Annotated in this window: 20 protein-coding genes; 14 read left to right on the top strand and 6 right to left on the bottom strand. The window is 55.4% G+C overall.

Translation table 11 applies throughout. From position 1 onward, the window contains the following. Positions 1–244: 244 nt before the first annotated feature. Positions 245–436, bottom strand: coding sequence for a hypothetical protein (locus KNP95_RS02330; protein WP_214835244.1), 192 nt, complete (start codon positions 434–436; stop codon positions 245–247). Between the two features lie 139 nt (positions 437–575). On the opposite strand from KNP95_RS02330, the gene KNP95_RS02325 reads away from it, so the two are divergent. Beyond that, positions 576–1,988: an NAD-dependent epimerase/dehydratase family protein gene (locus KNP95_RS02325; RefSeq protein WP_214835242.1), complete on the top strand. Its 1,413-nt coding sequence runs from the start codon at positions 576–578 to the stop codon at positions 1,986–1,988. Between the two features lie 132 nt (positions 1,989–2,120). After that, positions 2,121–3,677, top strand: a complete 1,557-nt coding sequence (locus tag KNP95_RS02320; RefSeq protein WP_214835240.1) for a SulP family inorganic anion transporter — start codon at positions 2,121–2,123, stop codon at positions 3,675–3,677. On the opposite strand, the gene KNP95_RS02315 is transcribed toward KNP95_RS02320, so the two are convergent. Continuing rightward, on the bottom strand, positions 3,674–4,003 hold the full coding sequence (locus KNP95_RS02315) for a YolD-like family protein (protein WP_131437869.1): 330 nt from the start codon (positions 4,001–4,003) through the stop codon (positions 3,674–3,676). The two genes, KNP95_RS02320 and KNP95_RS02315, sit on opposite strands and share 4 nt — an antisense overlap. Continuing rightward, positions 4,000–5,295, bottom strand: coding sequence for a Y-family DNA polymerase (locus KNP95_RS02310; RefSeq protein WP_214835238.1), 1,296 nt, complete (start codon positions 5,293–5,295; stop codon positions 4,000–4,002). The genes KNP95_RS02315 and KNP95_RS02310 overlap by 4 nt, the downstream gene beginning before the upstream one ends. A gap of 238 nt (positions 5,296–5,533) precedes the next feature. On the opposite strand from KNP95_RS02310, the gene secA2 reads away from it, so the two are divergent. From secA2 to KNP95_RS02280, 6 genes are all read left to right on the top strand, one after another. After that, a complete protein-coding gene (gene secA2 / locus KNP95_RS02305; RefSeq protein ID WP_214835236.1) occupies positions 5,534–7,903 on the top strand; it encodes an accessory Sec system translocase SecA2 in 2,370 nt (789 codons plus the stop codon). 1 nt (position 7,904) lies between these two features. After that, positions 7,905–8,726, top strand: a complete 822-nt coding sequence (locus KNP95_RS02300; RefSeq protein ID WP_214835235.1) for an SLAP domain-containing protein — start codon at positions 7,905–7,907, stop codon at positions 8,724–8,726. Between the two features lie 291 nt (positions 8,727–9,017). Beyond that, positions 9,018–11,762 (top strand): bifunctional 2',3'-cyclic-nucleotide 2'-phosphodiesterase/3'-nucleotidase, encoded by a 2,745-nt coding sequence (locus tag KNP95_RS02295; protein WP_214835234.1) that lies wholly within the window; start codon positions 9,018–9,020, stop codon positions 11,760–11,762. Positions 11,763–11,972: 210 nt separating this feature from the next. Continuing rightward, complete coding sequence (locus KNP95_RS02290) at positions 11,973–13,415, top strand: carbon starvation CstA family protein (protein ID WP_214835233.1); 1,443 nt, start codon at positions 11,973–11,975, stop codon at positions 13,413–13,415. 94 nt (positions 13,416–13,509) lie between these two features. Next, on the top strand, positions 13,510–14,181 hold the full coding sequence (gene trhA / locus KNP95_RS02285) for a PAQR family membrane homeostasis protein TrhA (protein ID WP_214717679.1): 672 nt from the start codon (positions 13,510–13,512) through the stop codon (positions 14,179–14,181). A 158-nt stretch (positions 14,182–14,339) separates the two neighbouring features. Then, positions 14,340–15,257 carry a proline dehydrogenase family protein gene (locus KNP95_RS02280; RefSeq protein WP_214835232.1) on the top strand — a complete coding sequence of 306 codons (918 nt, stop codon included), beginning with the start codon at positions 14,340–14,342 and terminating at the stop codon, positions 15,255–15,257. Between the two features lie 80 nt (positions 15,258–15,337). Here KNP95_RS02280 and KNP95_RS02275 read toward each other — a convergent pair whose 3' ends face one another. Both KNP95_RS02275 and KNP95_RS02270 read right to left on the bottom strand, forming a co-directional pair. Then, on the bottom strand, positions 15,338–15,709 hold the full coding sequence (locus KNP95_RS02275) for a hypothetical protein (RefSeq protein WP_251138444.1): 372 nt from the start codon (positions 15,707–15,709) through the stop codon (positions 15,338–15,340). Positions 15,710–15,950: 241 nt separating this feature from the next. Further along, a complete protein-coding gene (locus tag KNP95_RS02270; protein WP_214835231.1) occupies positions 15,951–16,853 on the bottom strand; it encodes an SDR family oxidoreductase in 903 nt (300 codons plus the stop codon). Between the two features lie 213 nt (positions 16,854–17,066). On the opposite strand from KNP95_RS02270, the gene KNP95_RS02265 reads away from it, so the two are divergent. The 6 genes from KNP95_RS02265 (at position 17,067) to gcvH (ending at position 24,115) form a co-directional block, all read left to right on the top strand. Beyond that, the gene (locus KNP95_RS02265) at positions 17,067–19,478 is read left to right on the top strand and encodes a 3-hydroxyacyl-CoA dehydrogenase/enoyl-CoA hydratase family protein (protein WP_214835229.1); all 2,412 of its coding nucleotides are present in this window, start codon (positions 17,067–17,069) and stop codon (positions 19,476–19,478) included. Between the two features lie 19 nt (positions 19,479–19,497). Next, positions 19,498–20,670 (top strand): acetyl-CoA C-acetyltransferase, encoded by a 1,173-nt coding sequence (locus tag KNP95_RS02260; protein WP_214835227.1) that lies wholly within the window; start codon positions 19,498–19,500, stop codon positions 20,668–20,670. 13 nt (positions 20,671–20,683) lie between these two features. After that, complete coding sequence (locus tag KNP95_RS02255) at positions 20,684–22,468, top strand: acyl-CoA dehydrogenase family protein (RefSeq protein WP_029595088.1); 1,785 nt, start codon at positions 20,684–20,686, stop codon at positions 22,466–22,468. An 87-nt stretch (positions 22,469–22,555) separates the two neighbouring features. Beyond that, positions 22,556–23,284: a hypothetical protein gene (locus KNP95_RS02250; RefSeq protein ID WP_251138443.1), complete on the top strand. Its 729-nt coding sequence runs from the start codon at positions 22,556–22,558 to the stop codon at positions 23,282–23,284. A 45-nt stretch (positions 23,285–23,329) separates the two neighbouring features. Next, positions 23,330–23,692 carry an arsenate reductase family protein gene (locus KNP95_RS02245; RefSeq protein ID WP_214835225.1) on the top strand — a complete coding sequence of 121 codons (363 nt, stop codon included), beginning with the start codon at positions 23,330–23,332 and terminating at the stop codon, positions 23,690–23,692. A gap of 39 nt (positions 23,693–23,731) precedes the next feature. Then, on the top strand, positions 23,732–24,115 hold the full coding sequence (gcvH, locus tag KNP95_RS02240) for a glycine cleavage system protein GcvH (RefSeq protein WP_021065488.1): 384 nt from the start codon (positions 23,732–23,734) through the stop codon (positions 24,113–24,115). 42 nt (positions 24,116–24,157) lie between these two features. On the opposite strand, the gene KNP95_RS02235 is transcribed toward gcvH, so the two are convergent. After that, positions 24,158–25,210, bottom strand: coding sequence for a PTS sugar transporter subunit IIC (locus tag KNP95_RS02235; RefSeq protein ID WP_214835224.1), 1,053 nt, complete (start codon positions 25,208–25,210; stop codon positions 24,158–24,160). Positions 25,211–25,265 lie beyond the last annotated feature (55 nt).

The following is a 25,265-nucleotide window of genomic DNA, read 5'->3' as shown; positions in this document are numbered from 1 at the left end:
ATTTAATGTATAAGTCCATCATTATGACAAGTGGAAGAGTCTGCATGTATTCAAGAATAATGAATGATATAAAGATTTAAGTCGCTGTTATCGATTTATCCCATTTTATAATGGAACGAAAAGGATAACGTGATTGACAATTGAGCACCGAAAACATAAAACGAATCGACCATTACTAATCAGGTTCGACTCGTTTTCAATTCACACTTAATCTCATCATGAACTAAACTCTAAAATTCGAGACTCACCACAAATTAAACAAATCCGCCACGATTGCATCACTTCCGTCTTGGAACATGAACAAGCCGAGTGTGATTAACAGCCCTCCGATGACGAGTGTACCGAACCGTATCAGTCCGTTCGTGTTCTTTTTGAATAGGCCGCGAATTACGAGCGCTCCACCAATCAATAGCATCAAGAAATACCAAAACCCCATAGTCATTCCTCCTCCGCTTATAGTTGGCTTTAGTTTACATATATTTTCCAGTACATACTGTAGGGCGCGGGACTGATTTAATCTCAGCCTAAGACGGGTACAGTACCTTTATGTGTAAATAAAGGGGAGAGTGACCACTATGCGGAAAACCATCGTCATCGCGGGCGCGAGCGGCTATATCGGCTCGAACGTGATGGACCATTTAAAAGAAGAATACGACATCATCGCCTTATCCCGCTCGACGAAGAACAAAGAAGACGAGGACCACATCACGTGGCGGTCGTGCGATTTGTTCTCGTATGAACAGACACGCGAGGCGTGCGAGGGAGCGGACTACGCCATGTTCCTCGTCCACTCGATGATTCCGGACGGCGGATTGACGCAGGCGACGTTCGAAGACATGGACGCGCTCATCGCCGATAACTTCGCCCGGGCGACGAAAGCGAACGACATCGAACAAATCGTCTACTTGAGCGGCATCATTCCGAAAGAGTCGAAGACGTTGTCCCGTCACTTGAAGAGCCGGCTCGAGGTCGAACGGATTCTCGGTGGGCAAGGGGTGCCGGTGACGACGATTCGGGCCGGACTCATCATCGGTCCAGAAGGTTCGTCGTTCCCGATTCTCGCGAAACTCGTCAAACGGTTGCCGGTCATGATTCTCCCGAACTGGACGAAGACGGAGACACATCCGATCGACTTGCGTGAAGCCGTCCAAGCGCTCATCTCGGTCGTCGGGACCGAGGCGCTGTACGACCATCATATCGATATCGGCGGCCCAGAAGTGATGACGTATCGGAAGATGATTGAAGATACGGCTGAGGTCATGGGCAAACGCCGCGTCATGATCGACTTCCCGTTCCCGACAATCAAGCTATCCCGCCTCTGGGTCATGGCGGTGACGGGTGAGCCGAAAGACACCGTCTATCCGCTCGTCGAAAGCATGGGCCACGCCATGGTCGCGAAAGACACGACCGGCGTCAAGCAAGGGGAAATCCCGTTCAAGGAAGCGGTCGAGCACGCGCTCGAGGAAGAAGAGAAACAGAAGTCAGGTGGCGGCAAGAAGAAAAAAGCGCCGCAACAGTATACCGTCCGCTCGATTCAACGGTTCGGTCTGCCAGAGAACAAATCGGCGCTATGGATGGCCGACACGTACTTCGAGTGGCTCGGCCGGCTCGCGTATCCGCTCATCCAAACGACGAAAGAAGACGATGACTGGGAGATTGCGCTCCTCCGTCCGTCATTCGTCGCGCTCCATCTGTCGCTCGAGGACGAAGCGACGGATGATATGGCATCGTTCGCAATTGACGGTGGCTTGTTCACGAAGTTGAGTGAAGACGACAAGACGGGCCGACTCGAGTTCAGACGGCTCCCGGAATCGGACGAAGGGCTCGTCGCCATCCACGAGTTTGTGCCGGCGCTACCGTGGTGGTTCTATACGAAGACGCAGGCGAAAGCCCATCTCGTCGTCATGTGGCTGTTCGGCCGTCACGTCCGTCTGCTTGGGGAAGATGCGGACGAGGGCGACCAAGTAGTCGAAGCACCAGCGAACTAACGAAGACGCATCCATCGCGATGCGTCTTTGTTTTGTCGATTATGTTAACGTTTCGCCAGAGTCGTTTACAAAGGATGGGGACAGGCGTACACTGAACTCGTTTTCGACCTCATTGAAAGAAGGAATGCAAGAATGGACAACTTCATGACATCACGCCAAGGCTGGCAGAAAGACATCTCGGCCGGAATCACCGTCGGGGTCGTCGCCGTGCCGCTCGCGATGGCGTTCGCGATCGCCTCGGGCGTCGGACCGGTGTATGGGCTCTATACGGCCATCATCGCCGGCATCCTCGTCAGCCTGTTCGGAGGCTCGACGTTCCAAATCGCCGGACCGACCGGCGCCTTCATCCCGATCGTCTCGGGGGTCATGCTCGCGCACGGCTACGAAGGGTTGCTTGTGACGACGTTCCTCGCCGGGATCCTGTTGTTCCTCATGAGCGTTCTCCGCGTCGGACGACTGATTCGCTTCATGCCGCGGGCCGTCACCATCGGGTTCACGGCCGGGATCGCCGTCGTCATCTTCGTCGACCAGCTCGATGAACTGTTCGGCATCACGTTCGAGAAGGCACCGCACTTCCACGAGAACTTATTAACGCTCGTGACGTCGTTGCCGGAGGCGAGTCTTTGGCCCGTCTTCGTTGCCGCCGTCGGTTTCTTGACGCTCTGGCTCGTTCCAAAACTGCCGGTCAAGTTACCGCTTCTCTTGATGGCGATGCTCGTGCCGACGTTCGTCAGTCTCGTCATCCCGGGCGAAGTCGCGACGATCGGCAGCGCCTATGGCGGCATCCCGAGCGGACTGCCTGAGTTCAACTGGCTCGCGATCGACCTCGATTTGATTGCGACGCTCATGCCATCGGCGTTCGCCATCGCCTTCCTCGGAGCGCTCGAGTCGCTATTGTCGGGTGCGGTCGCAGACGGCATGGCCGGCACGAAGATGAACCCGGACAAGGAACTGTTCGGGCAAGGGCTCGCCAACGTCGTCGTCCCGTTCTTCGGCGGGATTCCAGCGACCGGCGCCATCGCCCGGACGGCGACGAACATTCAAGCCGGGGCCGTCAGCCGCCGCTCCGGTGTCATCCACGGGTTGACGGTGCTCCTCGCCGTGCTCGTGTTGGCACCGCTCGCGAGCTACGTCCCACTGGCCGCACTCGCCCCGATTTTGATGCGTGTGGCCTGGAACATGTCGGAGCGGCACCACGTCTTCGAGATGCTCAAACATCGGTCGGCCGAATCGCTCGTCCTGCTCGTCACGTTCGGGCTGACCGTCTTCGTCGACCTCGTCGTCGCCGTCGAGGTCGGGGTCATCTGTGCACTCGCCTTGTTCGCGAAACGGATGGCCGATACGATTGACGTCCGCGAACAGACGGAACGGTACGTGACGCGCGACGGCCAAGTCGTCTTCAGCGTCGAGGGACCGCTCTTCTTCGGGGCGATCGAGATGTTCGAGCATGTGTTGCATCATATCCATGACGAGCCTGACGTGTTCATCTTCAACTTCCACCGTTGTCCGGTCATCGATGTGACGGCCGTCGAAGAGATTCGCCGCGTCGTGCGGGAATTGAAAGCGGCCGACCGTCGTGTCGTCTTTGCGCACTTGTCGACACCGGTGCGCCAGACACTCACGCATTACGGCGTGCTCGAGTACGTCGACACGTTCGAGACGACGCAGGAAGCGATTGACGCGTCTTAACGGACGGACAGAATTTGACCGAACGGGATGCGGCGCACGTCCGTGTCGAACAGCTCGACTTCACGCTCCGCATAATAGATGGCATGAACGTAGCCGCGCACCGTATGGGTCATGCCGTTGTCGAACAGCGTCAGCTCAACGGCGTCACCTTCACGGATGGCGCGTTCGAGCTCGGTCTGCCACAAGTAGAGCAATTGCTCATCCAAGTCGGGCAGCTCAATCTTTTGGACGTGGGCGTAATATTTCTTCAGCAGCGCCACGTGCTCGGGCATGAGGAACGGAATCCATTTCAATTCACCGCGGTCTTTGTAGCGGGTCTGGCTCATGACGATTCACCTCCTTGTTTATGTCCGCCGATGAGGCGTTGCCGCGTCCGGAGCGGACTGTCTTTCAATAAACTCGATGCTGGGCGGATCGTGCCGCGTCCGAAGCGGACGTTCAAGCTATCGACGAGATCGAGGAAGTCGAACCGGCGCGCCCGGGCCCACTCATCCTCGAAGAAGGAGAGTTGGACATGGTCGCTCCTTGGCTCGAGCTTGCCGAGGGCGACCGAGACGTAACGGACTGCCTCCGTCTCGTCCCAGGCGTCGAGGAAAAGCGTCAACAATACCGGCAAGAACTCGCGCTCGTCCGCTGTGAAGCGGGCGAGCTTTTTTTGTTTGCTGAACCCGCGCCGCTCGCTCGTCCGGGTGTAGCGGACACCGAGATGGACGCTGCCGCCGACGAGTCCCGCCTGTCGCGTCCGCATCCCGACCTCGACGGCGATGGCCTGCAAGACGAGCCGGATGGCCGCGTACGTCGTATAGTCTTTCATGAGCGTGATGCCGTGGCCGATCGTCCGGGGACGCTGCCGCTTCGCCCCGAACAAAGAGCTTGGCGGGAGGATCGTCGGCGACTCGTCGATGCCCCAGGCGTGATGCCACAGCTCGGCACCGATGACGCCGAACTTCTCATGGAGCGTCTCGAGCGGATAGCGGGCGAGGTCGCCAATCGTGTCGATGCCGAGCCGCCGGAGATGGACTTCCATCTTCGCGCCGACGCCCCACATCTTGCCGATCGGGGCCGGGTGGATTAATCGTTCGACGTCATGGAGGAAACAGCTGGCGACACCCGTCTTCTTCCCATGCAGGTCGAGGACGAGCTTGGCGAGGACGTTGTTCGGCCCGATACCGATCGTGACCGGGATGCCGGTATAGCGGAAGACGGTCGAGCGGATGAGGCGGGCGAGGTGCGCATCGTTCCCGAACAGCCGCTCCGTCCCCGTCAAGTCGACGAGCGTCTCGTCGACCGAGTAGACGCGGATTGCCTCCGGGGGTGCGAACTGATGCAAGATGTGGACGATTTGCACGGATACGTTCAAATAATGGCTCATCCGGGCCTCGGCGTAGATGATGTGCCGTCGTTCGTGCCACGGCAACCGGTCGATGTGGAAGCGCCGGGAGCCGGTCTTGATGCCCAGTTGCTTCATCGGCGGTGTCGCGGCGAGGACGAGGGCGCCGTGATCTTGGAGGTTTGATAAGACGACGAGCTTCGTCTTGTACGGGTTCAACTTTCGGGCGGCGCACTCGCAACTGGCATAGAATGAGACGCTGTCGATACAAAAAATCCGACGTCGCATAGCCACCTCTCCTTTTTTACGAACAAACGTTCTGTTTTTGTCATCGTATCACGGTCTCACGCCGTCTCAAATAGAAAAATGAAAAGAAATTTTGAAAAGAGTAAAAAAAAGGGTGTAATGAGTGGTGGAATTCCAACTTTCTGGGATTTGCCAAAATAAAAAAACGAGGCGGAAACAAAATCCGGTATAATGAGAGGGTAGCTAGACAAATATGGTTTCGGACGATGGAGGCTATCCTGTGATTGATTTTGTGAAGCAATTGACCAATGATCAGGCACGACGATTGAAAACCTATAAGAAACAAGTCGAACGCATCAACGCGTACGAGGAAACGATGCGCGCTTTAGACGATGAGGCGCTTCGCCAGTACGCGCTCGAACTGAAACAGCGGCTCACGGACGGTGCGGATGTCCGCGCCATCACGGAGGAAGGGTTCGCCCTCGTCCGCGAGGCATCCGTCCGGACGATCGGGCTCCGTCATTATGACGTCCAGCTCATCGGCGGCCTTGCGCTACTTGAAGGGAACATCGCCGAGATGCCGACCGGGGAAGGGAAGACGCTCGTCGCGGCATTGCCGGCGTTCGTCAAGGCGCTCGAAGGGAAAGGCGTCCACGTCATCACGGTGAACGATTATTTGGCGCAACGTGATGCCGAACAGATCGGCAAGATTCACACGTTCCTTGGGCTCACGGTCGGACTGAACGTGCCGGAGATGGAGCTCCCTGACAAACAAGCGGCGTACGCGGCCGACATTACATACGGGGTCGGGACCGAGTTTGGGTTCGACTATCTTCGGGACCACTTGGTCGGCTCGCCGGAAGAACGCGTGCAGCGTCCGTTCCATTTCGCATTGCTCGATGAAGTCGACAGCGTCTTGATTGACGAGGCGAAGACACCGCTCATCATCGCCCAGAAGGACGAGTCACACGTCCGCCTGAAACGGCTCGCCCAAACCGTGTTCGGTCAATTGACGGAAGACGACTATACGGTCGACCTCGAGGCGCGCGCCGTCATGTTCTCGGATAAGGGCATCGAGAAGATTGAAGCGTTGTTCTCGGTAGACAACTTGTTCTCTGCCGAGCATCACGTCCTGTATCATTACATGATGCAGGCGCTCCGGGCGAACGTATTGTTCGAGCGGGACGTCGACTATATCGTCCAAGAAGGAAAAATCGAATTGATCGATTTGTTCACGGGCCGGGTCATGGAAGGACGCAGCCTGTCGGAAGGCCTCCATCAGGCGCTCGAGGCGAAAGAACAGCTCGACATCACCGAAGAGAACAAAACGACGGCCGAAATCACGATTCAACACTATTTCCGGATGTATCCGCTCCTCGGCGGCATGACCGGGACGGCCCAGACGTCACGCGAAGAGTTCATGAAGACGTATCAGATGGATGTAGTTCAAGTGCCGACGAACCGGCCGCGTCTGCGTGAAGACTTGCCGGACCGCGTCTTTGACACGATCGCCCATAAATATGCGGCGGTCGGACAAGAAGTGGCGGCCATCCACGCGACGGGACAACCGATTTTGATTGGGACGACCTCAATCGCTCAATCCGAAGCGGTGAGCGAACAGCTCGAGCGACAAGGCATCAAGCATGAACTGTTGAACGCGAAGACGGTCGCCCAAGAGGCCGAGATTATCGCCGAGGCAGGACGGCTCGGACACGTGACGATCGCCACGAACATGGCCGGTCGCGGGACCGATATCGTCTTAGACGAGACGGCGCGCGAACGCGGCGGCTTGTATGTCATCGGGACGGAACGACACGAGTCGCTCCGCGTCGACAATCAGCTCCGCGGACGGTCGGGACGCCAAGGCGATCCGGGCATGTCACGTTTCTTCGTCTCGCTCGAGGACGACCTCGTCAAACGGTATGCCGCCGAGCGCTTAAAACGGGTCGAGCACAAACTGAAGTCGGACGAGCACGGAGAGATTCGCCATAAGGAAGCGAGCGACATCATCGAATACGCCCAGACGACGATTGAAGGCGTCGGCGTGTCGGTCCGCGACTACATGTTCAAGCTCGACGACGTCTTGAACGAACAACGTCGCATCATCTACTCGATTCGCGACGAGGCGGTCGACGCCAATGCGACGGCCATCTTGAACAACGTGCTCGCGATGATGCGCCTTGCGCTCGAAGAGACGCTCGACCGTCATATCGACGTGGAGCTCGTCCCGGAAGAGTGGGCGACCGCCGCGCTCATCGAGGACTATATGTATTTGACGCAACAGGCGCCGACGTGGGACGACGAGGTCGGGGACAAAGACGAGTTGAAACGAGCGGTCGTACCGTGGATTGACGGTATCGTCGCGACGGCGAAGCAGCGCATCGAGGGCTATCCGGAAGTCATCGCCTTCGCGCGGCAACAACTGCTCAGCCATCTCGATATCCGCTGGACGAACCATTTGACGACGATGAACGCCTTGAAAGAGGGTATCGGGCTCCGTAGCTACGGCCAGGAAGACCCGAGCCGTCAGTTCGGCAAGGAAGGGCTCGAGATTTTCCAAGAGACGTATCTCGATATCGCCCGCGACGTGACGATTCAACTGTGCCAGTTAGATCTATACTTTGCGCAACGGGAAGAGGAGGGGCTGTGACATGTTCGGACTGTTGAAACGAAAAAAAGTCGAGACGATCATCCGCCAAGACGACGAGCGGACGCTCCGCCTCGTGTTCGATGAAGGGATGGACATCTCGAAAGAAGATGAGTACGTGTTCCGTTATCATGCGACGACGTTGCCACCGCTCGCGGACAACCAGTTGTCGATCGAACTGCTCAGCGCGACGAAGAACCCGGGCGGTCTGTCCGTGGTCGCCTTATTCCGCAACACGGTCGCGACCGAGTTCTCGCTCGACGAGATCCCGGTGCTCTTGTTGAACGAACGGCGTGAACCGCTCGGCCAGAAGATGCTCAGCCGGATGGACTTGCCGTCGTTCGAGGCGATGACGAGTAAGCCCGTCTATCTCGACTTCTTCGAAGAGGAACTGTTCACCGATGTCGACGAACTCGACACCGAGTCGATTCAGCTCGCCTTCCAAATGAACCCGACAGCTCCGCTCCAAGATGTGACCGACGCCGAACGGGATGCGTTCCCGGACGTGGCATGGCATCGCCTGAAACGGATGAACATCCTCAGCCGCCCGGTCGCCGAAGGCCAGTTCGACTTGCTGCTCGTCCATCTCGACGTGACCGACACGGAGATTGGCGCCTCGCTTCTTGTCCGGAACGGCTATGCCGAGCAAGCGCTCCAAATCCCGCGTCTTCCGCTCGAGTTGATGCAGCGAGACGAGGTCGTCGGCCAGGCCGACGCCGTGCTCGCCGAGCCGATTTTACCGAAACACGACTATCCGCTCCACGTCCGCTTTAAGCGGCCGGAAAATGAGAACGACGGACCGATTTCGATTCGCATCCGTTCGTGACGATATGACCATCCCCGATACGCGTCGGGGATGGTTTTTTAGGTCTAACGGACTGCTTGTGCGATGTCTAGCCTCTGAACAAGTTCAATCGAAAAATCGCTTAACGCGAAGTCGTCTGTTCGGTCTAATCATACGGATGCGGACCTTTTCCATGTTCTCGGAAAGTCGTCTAGGACCAGACCTTTCTTTACCAATTTTTTAAGGAAATAGGACATAGGCTTCATTAAAATGGAGGGGCCGCTATGGTATATTTAGTCCGCAATGCACACCACATGAATGGGGAGAAAAATCATGTCTAAATTTACGAAGATGGCCATTGTTACTTCGCTCATCGTCCCAACACTCATCCCGCTCCAACACGCGGCAGCAGAAGACGAGGACGTCGTCAAACTGCGCTTCTTGGAGACGACCGACCTACATACGAACATCACGAACTACGATTACTTCCAAGACAAGATCGATCACACAATCGGGTTGACGAAAGTCGCGACGTTGATTCAGCAACATCGCACGGACGCCGGCAAGCCGAACACGTTCCTGTTCGATAACGGGGATACGCTTCAAGGGACGCCATTCGGGGATTACGTCCGCGAACAGCATCAGAAAGCACCAGGCGCGTTCGAACATCCGATGTATCAAGCGATGTCGGCACTCGAGTTCGATGCGGTCACACTCGGGAATCACGAGTTCAACTTTGGGCTCCAGTTCTTGTATGACGCGATGCAAGGGTCGAAAGGCAAGCTTCGCTTCGTCAACTCGAACGTGAAGGACTTGTCGGGTGAGCCAATCGTCTCGAAATATAACGAGGACGGACAAGAAGTCCAAATCATCGAACGCCAAGTCGTCGACGGGGACGGCGAGACACATACGATTAAAGTCGGTGTGTTCGGGGTCGTGCCGCCGAAAATCATGTCGTGGGACTCAGGGAACCTCCAAGGCAAGGTGACGGCAGATGATATGGTACCGGCAGCAAAAGCGGCCGTCGCCAAATTGAAAGAGCAAGGCGCAGACGTTGTCGTCGCGCTCGCGCACTCAGGAATCGGGGAAAGTGCGACACTCGCGGATGAGCAATCAGACGGGGAAGAGAACGTCGGCTATACGCTCACGAAAATCGAAGGGCTCGACATGGTCATGACCGGTCACCAGCACGGCCGTTTCCCAGACGCGAAAGGGATGTTCACTTCATTCCCGAACGTGGATATGAACAAAGGGACAATCAACGGCAAGCCGGTCGTCATGGCGAACAACCAAGGGAAAGACCTCGGTGTCATCGACCTCGACCTCGAGCTCGTCGACGGCAAATGGAACGTACTCGACGCGAACGCGAAACTCGATACAGTCACGGCTGACACGCCGGTCGACCCGACGATTGCAACACTCATCGACGAGGACCATAAGGCGACGATCGAATACATCAACCGCCCGGTCGGTGAGATTCAAGACGACATCCAAAGCTACTTCGCGCTCGTCCGTGACGACGCGTCGGTCCAGTTCGTGACGAACGCACAGAAATGGTACGTCGAGAGAGAACTTGCGACGAACCCGGAGCTCGCGGCGTATAAAGAGCTTCCGCTCCTCTCGGCGGGTGCTCCATTCAAAGCGGGTAACCGTAACTTGACGGACGCTAGCTATTACACGAATATCCCAAAAGGCTCGATCGCATTGAAGAACGTGGCCGACCTATACGTCTTCCCGAACACGCTCGAAGTCGTCAAAGTGACAGGTGCGGACGTGATGGACTGGCTCGAGATGTCAGCCGGGGCGTACAAACAAGTCTCGGACACGAACGATGAGTTGCTCAACTTGGAGTTCCGCAGCTACAACTTCGATGTCCTCGACGGCCTCACGTATGAGATCGACGTGACCGGTCCTGCCAAGTTCGATGCAGGCGGGAAACTGATTGAGGAAAACAAAGATGCGAACCGCGTCAAAAACGTGAAGTACAATGGCAAGCCGATCACACTCGACCAAGAGTTCCTCATCGCGACGAACAACTATCGCGCCGGCTCGACATCGTTCCCAGGTCTCGGTGGCGGCAAGAACATCGTCTATCGTTCGGCGTATGAGACACGGAACGTCATCTCGGACTATATCGTCTCTGGCAAACTCGAATACAAAGCGGACGACAATTGGAAGATCGTTGCCGACGCGAAGCGGACAGCGAAGTTCGAGACGGCCGACGCCGGCAAACAGTACGTCGACTTGTACGAAGGCATCGAAGCGACCGAGACGACACGTGCAGATGACGCAAACCGCCTGTTCCGCACGTATACAATCGACCTTGATACAGCGGCGGTCGACCTCGCCCTCACGGTGAACACGATCAAGCCAGGTGCGAAAGCGGTGACGGGCACGACGACGCCGAACGCGACGGTCACGCTGAAAGATGGCGACAAAGTGCTCGCGACAGCGAAAGCGGACAAAGACGGCAAGTACACGCTGGTGACGAAACCGCTCAAGCTCCGTCAATCGCTCACAATCGTCTCTGAACTCGATGGCGCGACGGTGACAGAAACGAAAGTCGTCGGTGCCGGCTTCGTCGGTACGCCGGCGCTCGCGTCGAAGTTGACGTACGCCAACACGAACGTCATTTCAGGAAAAGCGACACCGGAGACGAAGTTGACGCTCAAGCGTGACGGCAAGACAATCGCGTATGCGACGGCTGACAAGAACGGATCGTTCGAATTCACGAAACGGGCCGGCTTCATCTATGGCGACTATGAAGTTGTCGCCAAAGATGTGACGGGAACGGTCGTCAAAGCGAAGGCGTTCACGCTCAAGAAAGCGGCCATCGCGACACCGAAGAACACGAAAGGCGTGAAAGCCGGCACGAAAGCAATCATCGGGAAAACGACACCGGGAGCCGTCGTCGTCTTGAAAGACGCGAAAGGCAAACAAGTCGCTAAAGTGAAAGCGAGCTGGGCCGGAACATATACATTCACATTCAAAAAAGGTCTCGCCAAAGGAAGCTACGCGGTCATCGCGAGCGACTATACTGGCGCAGGGGCGAAGCAAGCGAAGTTCGCCTTGAAATAAGCGATTCAACCGAGACGGCGTCCCAAGAGGGCGCCGTTTTTTAGTGTTCGAAAAAGTGTCAAAAAAGTGAACGAAACCCCTTACAAAATTTTGGGAACTCCTGTATAATCAGTCACGTAAGCGTTTACATTATACGTGTAAAACAACGGGATTCATTTTTTTTGGGGCCGACGGGGATTGGCTACATATGTACAAAAGGGGACAGCACACATGATTACATTCTTTATTGCCTTGGCGATTTTATTCGTCGGGTACAAAGTGTACGGCAGCTATGTCGAGAAGACGTTCGGCATCAAGGAAGAGCGGACGACGCCTGCCTACGCGTCACAGGACGGCATCGATTACGTGCCGATGGGGAAAAAACGGAACTCGATGATTCAGTTGTTGAACATCGCCGGCGTCGGGCCGATTTTCGGACCGATCATGGGGGCGCTCTACGGACCGGTCGCTTTCCTCTGGATCGTCTTCGGATCGATTTTCGCGGGAGCGGTACACGACTATTTGACGGGTATGATCTCGCTCCGCAACAACGGGGCGCACTTGCCGCAGCTCGCTGAGAAGTTCCTCGGCCGCTCGCTCCGCCACGTCGTCAACGGTTTCGCACTCTTACTCTTACTCTTGGTCGGGACGGTATTCGTCACGTCACCGAGTAACATGATTAACAACTTGTTCGACGGCAATGCGACGACGCTCACGATCGTCATCTTCGCCGTGTTCGCCTACTACATCTTGGCGACGCTCCTTCCGGTCGATAAAATCATCGGACGCATCTATCCGTTCTTCGGGGCGCTCCTCATGATCAGTGCCGTCGGGATTGCGGTCAGCCTGTTCACACAAGGTTATCAGATTCCAGAGATGACACTCACGAACATGCATCCGGACGGTTTGCCTATCTGGCCGCTCCTCTTCTTCACAATCTCATGTGGAGCGTTGTCTGGGTTCCATGCTACGCAGTCGCCGATTATCTCGCGGACGACGATGAAAGAAAGCAATGGTCGTGAAATCTTCTACGGCATGATGATCGTCGAAGCGGTCATCGCTATGATTTGGGCGGCAGCTGCCATGGCCATCTTTGAGCCAGGCGAATTGCTCGGATTGATTCAAACGGGTACACCGGCGCTCGTCGTTCAAGAAGTGGCGACGCTTATGCTCGGCAGCATCGGCGGCACGCTCGCGATTCTCGGTGTCATCGTCTTACCGATCACGTCAGGCGACACGGCGTTTCGTAGCGCGCGGATGATTATCGCCGACTACATGAGCATCGCGCAGAAGAAATTCTCGTCACGCCTCTGGATCGCACTTCCGCTCTTCGCGATCTCATACGTGCTCACGAACATGGACTTCCAAATGCTCTGGCAATACTTCAACTGGGCCAACCAGACGACGGCGGTCATCGCCTTGTTCGTCGGGGCGATGTACTTGTACATTAAAGGGAGCAATCACTATATCGCGCTCATCCCGGGGACGTTCATGTTGTATGCCGTCTGGTTCTACATTTTGACGGCACCGATTGGCTTCAAGATGGATGGGGTCATCCCGTACGTCATCGCTACAATCGGGACGATCACGTTGCTCGTCTTGTTCCACATGCGCGCCAAAGCGATGCGGGCACAAAATATGGAATGTGACGTTCCGGTGAAGGAAGTCGCATAATAATCAGACATGGGTCGATTCGACCCATGTTTTTGTTTGCGTTGAAATCGGGAAATGACCATACTAGAGGGATAAATGGGAAGGTGGGACGCGAATGGAACAAGAGAAACTAAAAGAGATGCTCCATGCGGATACGCTTGGGGAAGAGATTGCGAGCGCCATCACCCACGGGCTCGGCATCATCTTCAGTATCGTCGCGCTCGTCTTGCTCATCATGACGGCGACGGAGACGGGCAGTACCGGCAACGTCATCGCGGTGAGCGTGTTCGGGGCATCGATGATTTTACTGTACCTATTCTCGACACTCATGCATGCGATTCCGCATCCACGGGCGAAACGCGTGCTCCAAGTGTTCGACCACGCCGGGATTTACTTACTCATTGCCGGTAGTTATACGCCGTTCGCGCTCGTCTCGCTCAAAGGGACGCTCGGTTGGACGTTGTTCGGCATCGTGTGGGGTGTCGCCGTGCTCGGAATCGTCTGGAAGTTGTTCTCGACGGGCAAATACATGTGGGTGTCGAACGTGACCTATCTCGGCCTCGGCTGGATTTGTCTCATCGCCATCCGTCCACTGTACGAATCGCTCGGTCATAACGGCTTCATGTTGCTCCTGGCCGGCGGGATTGCCTATTCGGTCGGGATCATCTTCTACGTATGGCAGAAGCTGCCGTTCAACCATGCGATTTGGCACCTGTTCGTGCTGGCAGGAAGCGTGTTCGTTTTCCTCAGCATCTTGCTTTACGTGGCACCGAATACGGGTCTTTGAAATGGACGTCCTGCGGGGCGTCTGTTTTTTTCTAAATAAAGGGAAATGAAATCCTGAAAACGATTACAAAATTACAGACGAATTGACGTTTGTATGTCATAATAATTTCAGACATCGTCATAGAGATAGATGGGTGTAAACGTGAGGGGGAAAATCAGATGGAAAAAGTGTTGCGCGATGGATTTATCTACATGTCTCAAAACAAAACACTCAACAGTTTGGCTAAAAAATACGGGCTTCGGTTCGGGGCTTCGCGCTTTGTGGCGGGGGAAGATTTTAAGACGTCGGTGCCGACGATTCGCGAGTTGAACGCGAAAGGGTTGGCGGTCACGGTCGACCATTTAGGAGAGTTCATCATGACAGTCGCGGAAGCGAACGAGAACCGCGATGAAATCATTCGGGCGATTGAAATCATGGCAGAAGAGAAGCTCGACGCCTACATGTCGCTCAAGCTGACGTCACTCGGGTTCGACATCTCGGACGAGTTGATTGAAAACAACATGCGTCAAATCTTGACGGCGGCGAAAGCAGTCGGCGTGTTCGTCGCCATCGATATGGAAGACGAGACGCGCTGCGAGAAGACGCTCGACTTGTTCAAGAAGTTGAAAGCAGACTTCGACGGCCTCGGGACGGTCATCCAGTCGTACTTGTACCGCTCGGAAGATGATATCAACCATCTCGCACCGCTCAAGCCGAACCTTCGCATCGTCAAGGGGGCTTACAAAGAGCCGGCGACGGTCGCATTCCCCGAAAAGGAAGACGTCGACCACAACTACTTGAAGCTCGTCAAACTCCATCTTGCGAACGGGAACTACGCCTCTATCGCGACACATGACGACCACATGATCGATGCGGTCATCGAGCATGTGAAACTGAACAATATCCCACTCGACCAATTCGAGTTCCAAATGCTGTACGGCATCCGGGTCGAGCGTCAACTCGAGCTCGTCCGTCAAGGCTACAAAGTCCGTGTCTACGTGCCATACGGCCGTGACTGGTACGGCTACTTCATGCGCCGCCTCGCGGAACGTCCGGCGAACGTCGCGTTCGTCTTAAAAGGAATGGTCAAGAAATGAGTAAAGCACGAACGTCTGTTGCAGACGTTCGTGCTTTTTTGATGCGTTCTCTATTATTTGATGACGTCGATTCGCGTGTTCTAGACGCATTTGTTTAAAGAAACTGTGCCTCGATTCAAGTCATTACTCGTCTTCATCTTTTCTACCCAAAACTCCGGACCGATTTGATCAGATAACCAGAAGAAAAGTTCTTGCTCATATTCTGGGTCTATATTTTGCAAGGCGTCTGATGTAAACAGGTACTGTTTATTTTGAATGAACGCATCTCGGATAAAGTATTTCATATGATACGGGCCATATCCATAGGAAGTATTCACGTCTGGCGAAGGGTTCTCTTCCATGCGAATGTACATATGTGCTTGCGCTAAAAATGTAAACATTCGCGCAAGGGCGAGATAGCCTTCGACGTTGCCGACGAAATTGACGCCTTGTTCGTTCAATTTGATTTCCATCTTGGCATCATGGTCAAAGTGAGGGTCGAACTCTAAAATGTCTTCGTCGTACTCTTCTTCATCGTCAGGGTAATGCGTCCACCGGCGCCCTGACTCATGCAGGAAAGCAGTCCGACGAAGACCCCGCAGTGCCGGGAACGGCGCGAGGAGGCTTCGGGACTGCCTGCTGAAAGCATGGGCGCCGAAAGGACGCATTATATGTAAAAGAAAGACCCAGCTGTAAACTGGGCCTGCGACAAGATTATCCGTTTACGACCGTCCCACCGTTGACGTGGATGACTTGCCCGCTGACGTATGTCGAATCGTCACTTGCGAGATACACATAAGCCGGTGCGAGTTCCGCCGGCTGACCCGGACGTTTCATCTCGGCCGAGTCACCGAACGAGGCGACTTTATCTGCCGGGAACGTCGCCGGGATGAGCGGTGTCCAGATTGGACCTGGTGCGACACCGTTGACGCGAATCTTCTTCTCGGCAAGGTTGCTCGCGAGCGCACGCGTGAACGACGTGATTGCACCTTTCGTCGATGAGTAATCGATCAACTGGTCGTTTCCTTGATACGCTGTGATCGACGTCGTGTTGATGATGCTCGCGCCTTCATTCAAGTACGGAAGGGCGGCCTTCGTCAAATAGAACATGCTGAAGATGTTCGTGCGGAACGTCTGCTCGAGTTGCTCATCCGAGATGTCGAGGAGCGACTCCTGCGGATGTTGTTCGGCAGCGTTGTTGACGAGAATATCCAAGTGGCCGAACGTCTCGAGCGTCTGTTTGACGATATCTTGGCAAAAGTCCGAATCACCGATGTCTCCTTGCAACAAGAGGCAAGCCTGACCGAGTTCTTCGATGCGCTCTTTCGTCGCCTCGGCGTCTTCGAGCTCGTTTTGATCTTTATAGACGATGACCGTGTTCGCACCTTCATGGGCGAAGAAGATGGCGACCGATTTCCCGATTCCCGAGTCGCCGCCTGTGATGATGGCCACTTTGTCTTTCAGTTTGTCGCTTCCTTTATATCCTTCACGCTCATAGATCGGGAACGGCTCCATCTTCGAGTCGATTCCCGGTTGATGGGCCTGCTCTTGGCCGTCCTTTTTGAACGACTCAAAATCACGTCGGTTCCCCACTGTGTTTAAACGATTCTCACTCATGTATACATTCCCCTTTCTCAAATTGACTCTTTCTGTCTATACCACACTCATCAAAATGTAATCGTCATCGACGAAATTGGAACGAATTTGAAAAATGAACGCTTGCGAATGAATTGTCATTCATTTATGATAGAAGAGTAAACACGATGGTGATTGCGATTTTTTTTACGCTTGAAATGAATCACTATTCATTCTTATTGAGGGGGGAACAATATGACGAGTCACATCGAACAATCAGCCGACCTCCGTTTGACGAGCAATATCCGTTTTGCGGTCGTCATCGGTTCAGGAGTAATGGGGGCGGGGATTGCGGCTCACTTGGCGAACGCGGGGATTCGTTCGCTCATGCTCGACATCGTACCACGTGAATTGACGGCGAAAGAAGAAGCGAAAGGGCTCACGCTCGAGTCACCAGAAGTGCGGAACCGCATCGCCTCTGAGAACCGTCAGAAGCTATTGAAACAAAACCCGGCACCGCTCGCGACAGCGGATCATTTGAACTTCATCGACGTGGGGAACTTAGAAGATGATCTCGAGCGCTTGAAGGAAGCGGACTGGGTCATCGAGGTCGTCGTCGAACGGCTCGACGTGAAACAGCAACTGTTCGAGAAAATCGCTCCTTACATCCGTGAAGACGCGATTCTCAGCTCGAACACGTCAGGCATCTCGATCGAGGCGATGGCGAGCGTATTGCCGGAAGGCTTGAAGACACGTTTCCTCGGGACACACTTCTTCAACCCGCCACGTTATTTGAAACTGCTCGAACTCATCCCGACGGAGCAGACGGCACGCCCGGTCATCGACTTCATGGCCCGCTTCGCGGAGGACCGTCTCGGGAAAGGCGTCGTCGAAGCGAAAGACACACCGAACTTCATCGGTAACCGCATCGGTACGTACGGACTCCTCGTCACGTTCGAAGAGATGCTCAAACAGAACGCCTCGATCGGCGAGATGGACTCGATCACCGGACCGCTCATCGGGCGGCCAAAATCGGCGACATTCCGCACGCTCGACGTCGTCGGCATCGACACGTTCGTCCACGTCGCCGGAAACGTCTATGAGACACTCGACGCAAGCGAAGAGAAGGACACGTTCGACGTCCCGGCTGAAATGAAGACGCTCGTCGAGAAGGGCTGGATCGGTCAAAAGGCCGGACAAGGCTTCTATAAGAAAGACGGCAAGGTCATCCAAGAGTTGAACTTGAACACGTTCGAGTACGAACAATTGAAAGCGATTACAGGTCCGGAACTCGATCAAATCAAGTCGCTCCCGGGCTCGAAGGCGAAGTTGAAAGGCGCCATCTTGAACAAAGGACGCATCGGACAACTGCTCTGGCCGGTCACGGCGAAGACGCTCGTCTACTCGGCGCGTCTCACAGGCGAAATCAGTGACTCGATCGTCGCCATCGATGACGCGATGAAGTGGGGCTTCGGCTGGAAGTTCGGACCGTTCGAGACGTGGGACGCACTCGGTGTCGAGAAATCGGTCGCCCGCATGAAAGCGGAAGGGTATGACGTCCCGGCGTGGATCGACGAGATGCTCGCTGCCGGACACACGACATTCTATAAGGGAGACCAGTATTACGACCAAGCGTCACAGACGTACGTTGAGAAGACCGTCAACCCGAAAGAAGTGAAACTCGCACCGCTCGCCAAATCGAACGGAATCGTGCTCGAGAACGGCGGGGCCCGCCTCATCGACATCGGTGACGACGTCGTCGCCCTCGAGTTCACGTCACCGAACAATGCGATCGGTGTCGACATCATGCAGATGATCGAACAGTCAATCGACCTCGTCGAGACCGACTTCAAAGGACTCGTCCTCGCCAACGACGGCAAGAACTTCTGTGTCGGCGCCAACCTGGCGATGATGCTCATGGAAGCGGAAGACGAGAACTGGTACGAGCTCGACTGGATCATCAACAAGTTCCAACAAGTCGTCCAGAAGATTCGCTACGCAGGTCGCCCGGTCGTCGTCGCGCCTTACGGCATGACGCTCGGCGGCGGGACAGAGATCAGCTTGCCGGCCGCACGCATGCAGGCGGCGCTTGAGACGTATATGGGTCTCGTTGAAGTCGGTGTCGGCCTCATCCCAGGTGGGGGCGGGAACGTCAACACGTATCGTCGACTCCTCGAGCAAACGCCGAAGTCGATGCAAAACATCGAGAAAGCGGCGCAACAGACGTTCGAGAATATCGCCATGGCGAAAGTATCGAAGTCGGCCTATGACGCGAAAGCGCTCGGCTATCACCGCCCGGTCGACGGCATCTCGATGAACCGCGACCACTTGACGTTCGATGCGAAACAGACGGTACTCGGTCTCGCTGACGGCTATACGGCACCGGTTCGTGAGAAGTTGCCGGTCGTCGGTCAAACGGGGAAAGCGACGCTCGAACTCGCGGCGTACGAGATGTTCTACGGTGGCTATATCTCTGAACACGATTTGAAGATTGCGAAAAAACTTGCCCACGTCATCAGCGGCGGCGATTTGGCATACGGCACGATGGTCGATGAGCAGTACTTCCTCGACATCGAGCGCGAGGCGTTCCTAAGCCTCATCGGGGAACCGAAATCGCAGCAACGGATGCAACATATGCTCGTCAAAGGCAAGCCACTTCGGAACTGACAAAAGGGGGACTTAACAGATGAGAGAAGCAGTCATCGTGGCCGGCGCACGAACGCCGGTCGGAAAAGCAAAACGCGGTTCGTTCCGAAACGTTCGCTCGGACGAACTCGCGGGTCATGCGATTAAAGCGACGCTCGAGCGGTCAGGCTACACGGGACCAATCGACGACGTCATCATGGGATGCGCCATGCCGGAAGCGGAGCAAGGGATGAACATCGCCCGCTACGCGGCCGTCCGGGGTGGCTTGTCGCACGAAGTACCGGCCATCACGATCAACCGTTATTGCTCGTCAGGCTTGCAAGCCATCGCCGACGCGGCAGCGAAAATCATGATCGGCCAAGCGACGGCGGTCATCGCCGGTGGTATGGAATCGATGAGTCTCGTCCCAATGGGCGGACACGTCATCCGTCCGAACCCGACAATCATGGAGACGGCTCCGGAATACTATATGAGCATGGGCCACACGGCAGAACGTGTCGCGGCCGAATATAACATCTCGCGCGAAGATCAAGACTTGTTCGCGATCGACAGCCACCAAAAAGCGGCGGCAGCGATTGCGGGCGGCAAGTTTGAAGAAGAAATCGTCCCGGTCACGGTCGTCGAGCAAGTGCTCGGCGAAGACGGGAAAGTCGCGGAACGTGAATTCGTCGTCAAACATGACGAAGGCGTCCGTGCCAACTCGACGCTCGAAGCGCTCGGTAAGTTGCGCCCGGCGTTCAAAATCAAAGGCTCAGTGACGGCGGGGAACGCGTCACAAGTGTCAGACGGCGCGGCGGCCGTGCTCGTCATGGAGCGCGAAGAAGCAGAACGTCAAGGCTTGAAACCGATGGCGAAGTTCCTCTCGTTCGCGGTCGGCGGTGTCCGTCCGGAAGTGATGGGCATCGGGCCAGTCGTCGCCATTCCGAAAGCGCTCGAGATGGCCGGCGTGAAGCTCGAAGAAGTCGGATTGTTCGAATTGAACGAGGCGTTCGCGAGCCAATCGCTCGGCGTCATCCGTGAACTCGGGATTGACCCGTCGAAAGTGAACGTCAACGGCGGCGCGATCGCCCTCGGGCATCCGCTCGGTTGCACGGGCGCGAAACTCGCGGTCTCGATCTTGCATGAGATGAAACGACGCAATGAAAAGTATGGGGTTGTGACGATGTGCATCGGTGGCGGTATGGGTGCTGCTGGCGTCTTCGAATTACTATAAGGGGGAATTGACAATGGAACGTACAGAACACGAATTGATTAAAGGCGGTAGCTTTGTCATCGACGCACTCGACGCAGATCGTTTGTTCACACCGGAAGACTTCTCAGATGAGCACAAGATGATTGGCGACACGACGGCGAGCTTCGTTGACGACCGTGTCATGCCTGTCCTTGGACGTATCGAGAAACACGAGTTCGATCTCTCGGTCGAACTGTTGAAAGAAGCGGGCGAGCTCGGCCTCCTCGGCGCGGACGTGCCAGAAGAGTACGGCGGTTATCAGCTCGATAAAATCTCGTCATCGATCATCACAGAGCGGTTCGCCAAAGCGCGTTCATTCGCCCTCAGCTACGGCGCCCACGTCGGCATCGGGACGCTCCCGATCGTCTTCTTCGGGACAGAAGAGCAAAAGCATAAGTATTTGCCGAAGCTCGCGACTGGGGAATGGATCGCAGCCTATGCGCTCACAGAGCCAGGCTCAGGCTCGGACGCGCTCGGTGCGAAAGCGACGGCCGTCTTGAACGAGGCCGGCACACACTACGTCTTGAACGGGGAGAAACAATGGATCACGAACGCTGGTTTCGCGAACGTGTTCGTCGTCTACGCGAAAATCGACGGCGACAAGTTCAGCGCCTTCATCGTCGAGCGTGAATTCAAAGGTGTCTCGACAGGCGCCGAAGAACAGAAGATGGGCATTAAAGGCTCATCGACACGGACGCTCATCTTAGAAGACGTCGAAGTCCCAGTCGACAACCTCCTCGGAGAAATCGGCAAAGGCCACGTCATCGCCTTCAACATCTTGAACGTCGGTCGTTACAAACTTGCGGTCGGTGCGGTCGGTTCGTCGAAACGTGCGTTCGATCTTTCGGTCCAGTACGCGAACGAGCGCAAACAGTTCAAGACACCGATTAGTCAGTTCCCGCTTATCCAAGAGAAACTCGCGACGATGGCTGCGAACATTTATGCGATGGAGAGCTCTGTCTACCGGACGGGCGGTCTGTTCCAAGACAGCCTCGACGCGCTAGGCGACGACAACATGCGTGACGGTTCGAAAGTTGCCCAAGCCATCGCCGAATACGCGATTGAATGTTCACTCAACAAAGTGTTCGCCTCGGAGACGTTTGACTACGTCGTCGACGAAGCGGTTCAAATCCACGGCGGCTACGGCTTCATGACTGAATATGAAGTCGAGAACTTGTACCGTGACTCACGCATCAACCGCATCTTCGAAGGAACGAACGAAATCAACCGCTTAATAGTACCGAGCACGCTTCTTAAGAAAGCGATGAAAGGCGACTTGCCGCTTCTCGCCGAAGCACAGAAGCTCCAGAAAGAGCTCATGAGCTACATGCCACAAGAACTTGACGGGTCGCCGCTCGCACGTGAGAAGATGCTTCTCTCGAACATGAAGAAAATCAACTTGATGATTGCCGGAACGGCCGTCCAGAAATATCAGCAGGCCCTCCAAAACGAGCAAGAGATCCTCGCGAAGATTGCCGACATCATCAGCGCCATCTATGCGCTTGAAGCGGCCATCGCACGGACGGAGAAAGCCATCGCTCGCACAGGCGCTGAGAAGAACCAGCAGAAAGTCCGCTATACAGAAATCTTCGCCGAGCAAGTGTTCAAGCAAGTCGAACTCATGGCGAAAGAAGTCTTGTATGCGGCCGCATCGGGCGACGAGCAGCGCATGCTCTTGTCGGCGATGAAGAAGTTCAGCCGCTATCAGCCGATCAACGTCATCGGCACGAAGCGCGAAGTCGCAGCGAGCCTCATCAAAGCGAACAAGTTCATCGTATAAGCAAGCGAGAGAAAGGGTGGCCGGACGCGGTCGGCCCTTTCTTTTTGCTGTCTGCGAACGATACAATGGACGAAGGAGGGGATACGCATGAAACGAGATTACTTATTAGAACGGATGGATGCAATCGGCCGCTCGGTCGCCAAGCATGAGGGCACGCTCATGCTCCTCGCGCTCGGTTCAATTGGACTTGAGATGGATCGGCTCGACGACTATTCGGACCTCGATTTCTTTTTGATCGTCGAGGACGGGCATAAGGCCCGCTTCATCGACAATTTGGACTGGCTCGCGGTCGAGCCGTTGGCGTACCAGTTCCAAAACACGAAAGACGGGCACAAGGTCATGTATGAGGACGGCATTTACGCCGAGTTCGCCGTGTTCGAGATCGTAGAGATGCCTGGAATCGCTTATACACCGGGTCGTGTCGTTTGGCAGCGTGACGAGGCGCTCGATACGTTTGCGACGCCGAAGCTTGTTACACGCCCTTCAGACGCCGCACATCGCTACGAGGAGGCACTGACGAACCTATACGTCGGACTGCTCCGGGAACGGCGCGGTGAACAGCTCGCTGGCTTCGAACTCATTCAAGTCGCGGCTGTCAACAACGTGTTAATCGCGTACGGGGAGACGAGCGACCCGTTCAACCCGACGCGACGGGTCGAAGGGACACATCCGGAGCTCGTCGCACGTCTACAGGAGTGGTTACCCGGTTACGGAAAATCGGTCGAGGCGGCCGCAGCCATCCTCCGCCACATCGAGGCGCACCACTCGGTCAATCCGGCGCTCAAGCAAGAGATTGTGCGCTTGCTTGAAACGTGAACCGACGAATCGGAATATGCTACAGTAACAGGAGAGGTGATGAACATGGTGACACTATATGGCTATCCGCCATGCAGTACGTGTAAAAAAGCAGAGAAGTGGTTGAAAGAGAACGGCATCGACTATACATATATCCATATCGTCGAGGCGACGCCGTCGAAAGGCGAGTTGGCTGGGCTATGGAAACAGTCGGGTCTCCCGCTTAAAAAATTCTTCAATACGAGCGGACAAGTGTATCGGAACGAAGGCATTAAAGACAAGCTACCAAATCTATCAGAAGACGAACAACTCGAGCTTCTTGCGAGCAATGGTATGCTTTTAAAGCGCCCAATCGTGACAGATGGTCAAAAATCAACTGTCGGATTTTCAGAAAAGTCGTTTACAGACGTTTGGGGCGAAGTGCTATAATACTCGTGTGAGTCTAATTCATTTGAGGGGGAAGTTAAGATGAGCAAAGTACCTGCCAATCTACGTTATTCAAAAGAGCACGAATGGGTGGAAGTGAACGGAAGCGTCGCCCGCATCGGGATCACGGATTTCGCACAAAGCGAACTAGGGGATATCGTCTTTGTCGAACTTCCTGAAGTCGGTGGCACGATCTTACTCGACGAGCCGTTCGGTTCGGTTGAATCGGTCAAGACGGTTTCGGAGCTTTATGCACCGATCTCTGGGAAAATCACAGCGGTGAACGAATCACTCGCCGATTCACCAGAACTCGTCAACGAAGCACCGTTCGAAGGCGCTTGGATGATCGAAGTCGAGTTGAACGACGCGTCAGACGTCGACAAGCTCATGTCAGCCGAAGAATACGAAGCGATGATTCAAGGCTAAACAAAACCCGGTTTCTCTTTACGAGAAGCCGGGTTTTTTTGATTAATCGAAGTCGAGACGGTAATGATCAGGCTCGATGAGCGACGTCCGGTTGAACAAACGATAGAACAGAATCCCGAGTGTGATTGGGATGAGCCCGAATAAGACGACGACGAGCATGACGTTCCAGAGCGCGAATCCTCCCGGCATCAAATGCAAGGCGTTGACCGGACCGATTAGACCCGAGACGCCGAATCCGGCACTGATTGGTGTGCCTTCAATCCGAAGGATACCTGCGAGCGCTCCAAGGATGGCCGCATTGGCGAGTACCGGCAACATCATAATCGGACGACGGACGAAGTTCGCCATTTGAATCTTCGGTGAGCCGAGGAAGTGGGCGATCGACGTTCCGGTCGCGTTCATCTGCCAGCCAGCGATGGCGAGACCGAAGCCGGCAGCGACGACGCCAAGGTTGGCGGCCCCGGCAGCGACACCAGACAGGCTGATGGCTGTGGCAATCCCGACCGTCGAGATTGGCGATACGATGATGAGCGAGAACGCCATCGCGATTAACATGCCCATCACGATCGGTTGCAGTTCAGTCATCGTCATGATGATCGTTCCGACGTACGTCGTAATCTGTGAGATGTAGGTGAGTAGGAACGCGCCGATGCCTCCCGCGACGACGATGATCGTCATCGGCAAAACGAGCACCGTGTATGTCTTCAGGCGTGGCGACAACTGCATGACGAGGAACGTCGCGAGAGCGGCCGTCACACCGGCCGTGATGACGTCACCGATTCCGGCCATGAGGAACGCGCCTTCCTCGATGCGGATGGCGCCACTCCCGACCTGGGTCGCGATGCCGATCGTCCCGGCCTCGAGCGCAGATCGTCCGAACTGCATGGCAACGGCGACACCGATGATGACCGGTAAGAGGCGCATCGCAATCGTCGTCGCATCTAAGATGAACTGCAAGGACGGAAAATACGGCAAGATGGCTTTCGTTAATTCACCGAGCAAAGCGCTCGGGATGAGGGCGATGAGAATGGCAAGACTGAGGCCGTTCAAGACGTTCATTAAAAATTGTTTTCCGGTAAGCTTCTCTTCCGTCATTGGGGATTCACCTGTCCTTTTCTACTGGTTTGCTGTTATGTACAAAAGCGATAAA

This window comes from Exiguobacterium sp. s36, assembly GCF_018618345.1.
GTDB classification, from domain to species: Bacteria; Bacillota; Bacilli; order Exiguobacteriales; family Exiguobacteriaceae; genus Exiguobacterium; species Exiguobacterium chiriqhucha.
This window is presented reverse-complemented; position numbering and strand designations above follow the sequence as displayed.

Bases quoted from the DNA above. Each gene is read 5' to 3' on its own strand.
- KNP95_RS02330 (WP_214835244.1), bottom strand. From the start codon at position 436: ATGGGGTTTTGGTATTTCTTGATGCTATTGATTGGTGGAGCGCTCGTA.
- KNP95_RS02325 (WP_214835242.1), top strand. From the start codon at position 576: ATGCGGAAAACCATCGTCATCGCGGGCGCGAGCGGCTATATCGGCTCG.
- KNP95_RS02320 (WP_214835240.1), top strand. From the start codon at position 2,121: ATGGACAACTTCATGACATCACGCCAAGGCTGGCAGAAAGACATCTCG.
- KNP95_RS02315 (WP_131437869.1), bottom strand. From the start codon at position 4,003: ATGAGCCAGACCCGCTACAAAGACCGCGGTGAATTGAAATGGATTCCG.
- KNP95_RS02310 (WP_214835238.1), bottom strand. From the start codon at position 5,295: ATGCGACGTCGGATTTTTTGTATCGACAGCGTCTCATTCTATGCCAGT.
- KNP95_RS02300 (WP_214835235.1), top strand. From the start codon at position 7,905: ATGTTCGGACTGTTGAAACGAAAAAAAGTCGAGACGATCATCCGCCAA.
- KNP95_RS02295 (WP_214835234.1), top strand. From the start codon at position 9,018: ATGTCTAAATTTACGAAGATGGCCATTGTTACTTCGCTCATCGTCCCA.
- KNP95_RS02290 (WP_214835233.1), top strand. From the start codon at position 11,973: ATGATTACATTCTTTATTGCCTTGGCGATTTTATTCGTCGGGTACAAA.
- trhA (WP_214717679.1), top strand. From the start codon at position 13,510: ATGGAACAAGAGAAACTAAAAGAGATGCTCCATGCGGATACGCTTGGG.
- KNP95_RS02280 (WP_214835232.1), top strand. From the start codon at position 14,340: ATGGAAAAAGTGTTGCGCGATGGATTTATCTACATGTCTCAAAACAAA.
- KNP95_RS02275 (WP_251138444.1), bottom strand. From the start codon at position 15,709: ATGGAAATCAAATTGAACGAACAAGGCGTCAATTTCGTCGGCAACGTC.
- KNP95_RS02270 (WP_214835231.1), bottom strand. From the start codon at position 16,853: ATGAGTGAGAATCGTTTAAACACAGTGGGGAACCGACGTGATTTTGAG.
- KNP95_RS02265 (WP_214835229.1), top strand. From the start codon at position 17,067: ATGACGAGTCACATCGAACAATCAGCCGACCTCCGTTTGACGAGCAAT.
- KNP95_RS02260 (WP_214835227.1), top strand. From the start codon at position 19,498: ATGAGAGAAGCAGTCATCGTGGCCGGCGCACGAACGCCGGTCGGAAAA.
- KNP95_RS02255 (WP_029595088.1), top strand. From the start codon at position 20,684: ATGGAACGTACAGAACACGAATTGATTAAAGGCGGTAGCTTTGTCATC.
- KNP95_RS02250 (WP_251138443.1), top strand. From the start codon at position 22,556: ATGAAACGAGATTACTTATTAGAACGGATGGATGCAATCGGCCGCTCG.
- KNP95_RS02245 (WP_214835225.1), top strand. From the start codon at position 23,330: ATGGTGACACTATATGGCTATCCGCCATGCAGTACGTGTAAAAAAGCA.
- gcvH (WP_021065488.1), top strand. From the start codon at position 23,732: ATGAGCAAAGTACCTGCCAATCTACGTTATTCAAAAGAGCACGAATGG.
- KNP95_RS02235 (WP_214835224.1), bottom strand. From the start codon at position 25,210: ATGACGGAAGAGAAGCTTACCGGAAAACAATTTTTAATGAACGTCTTG.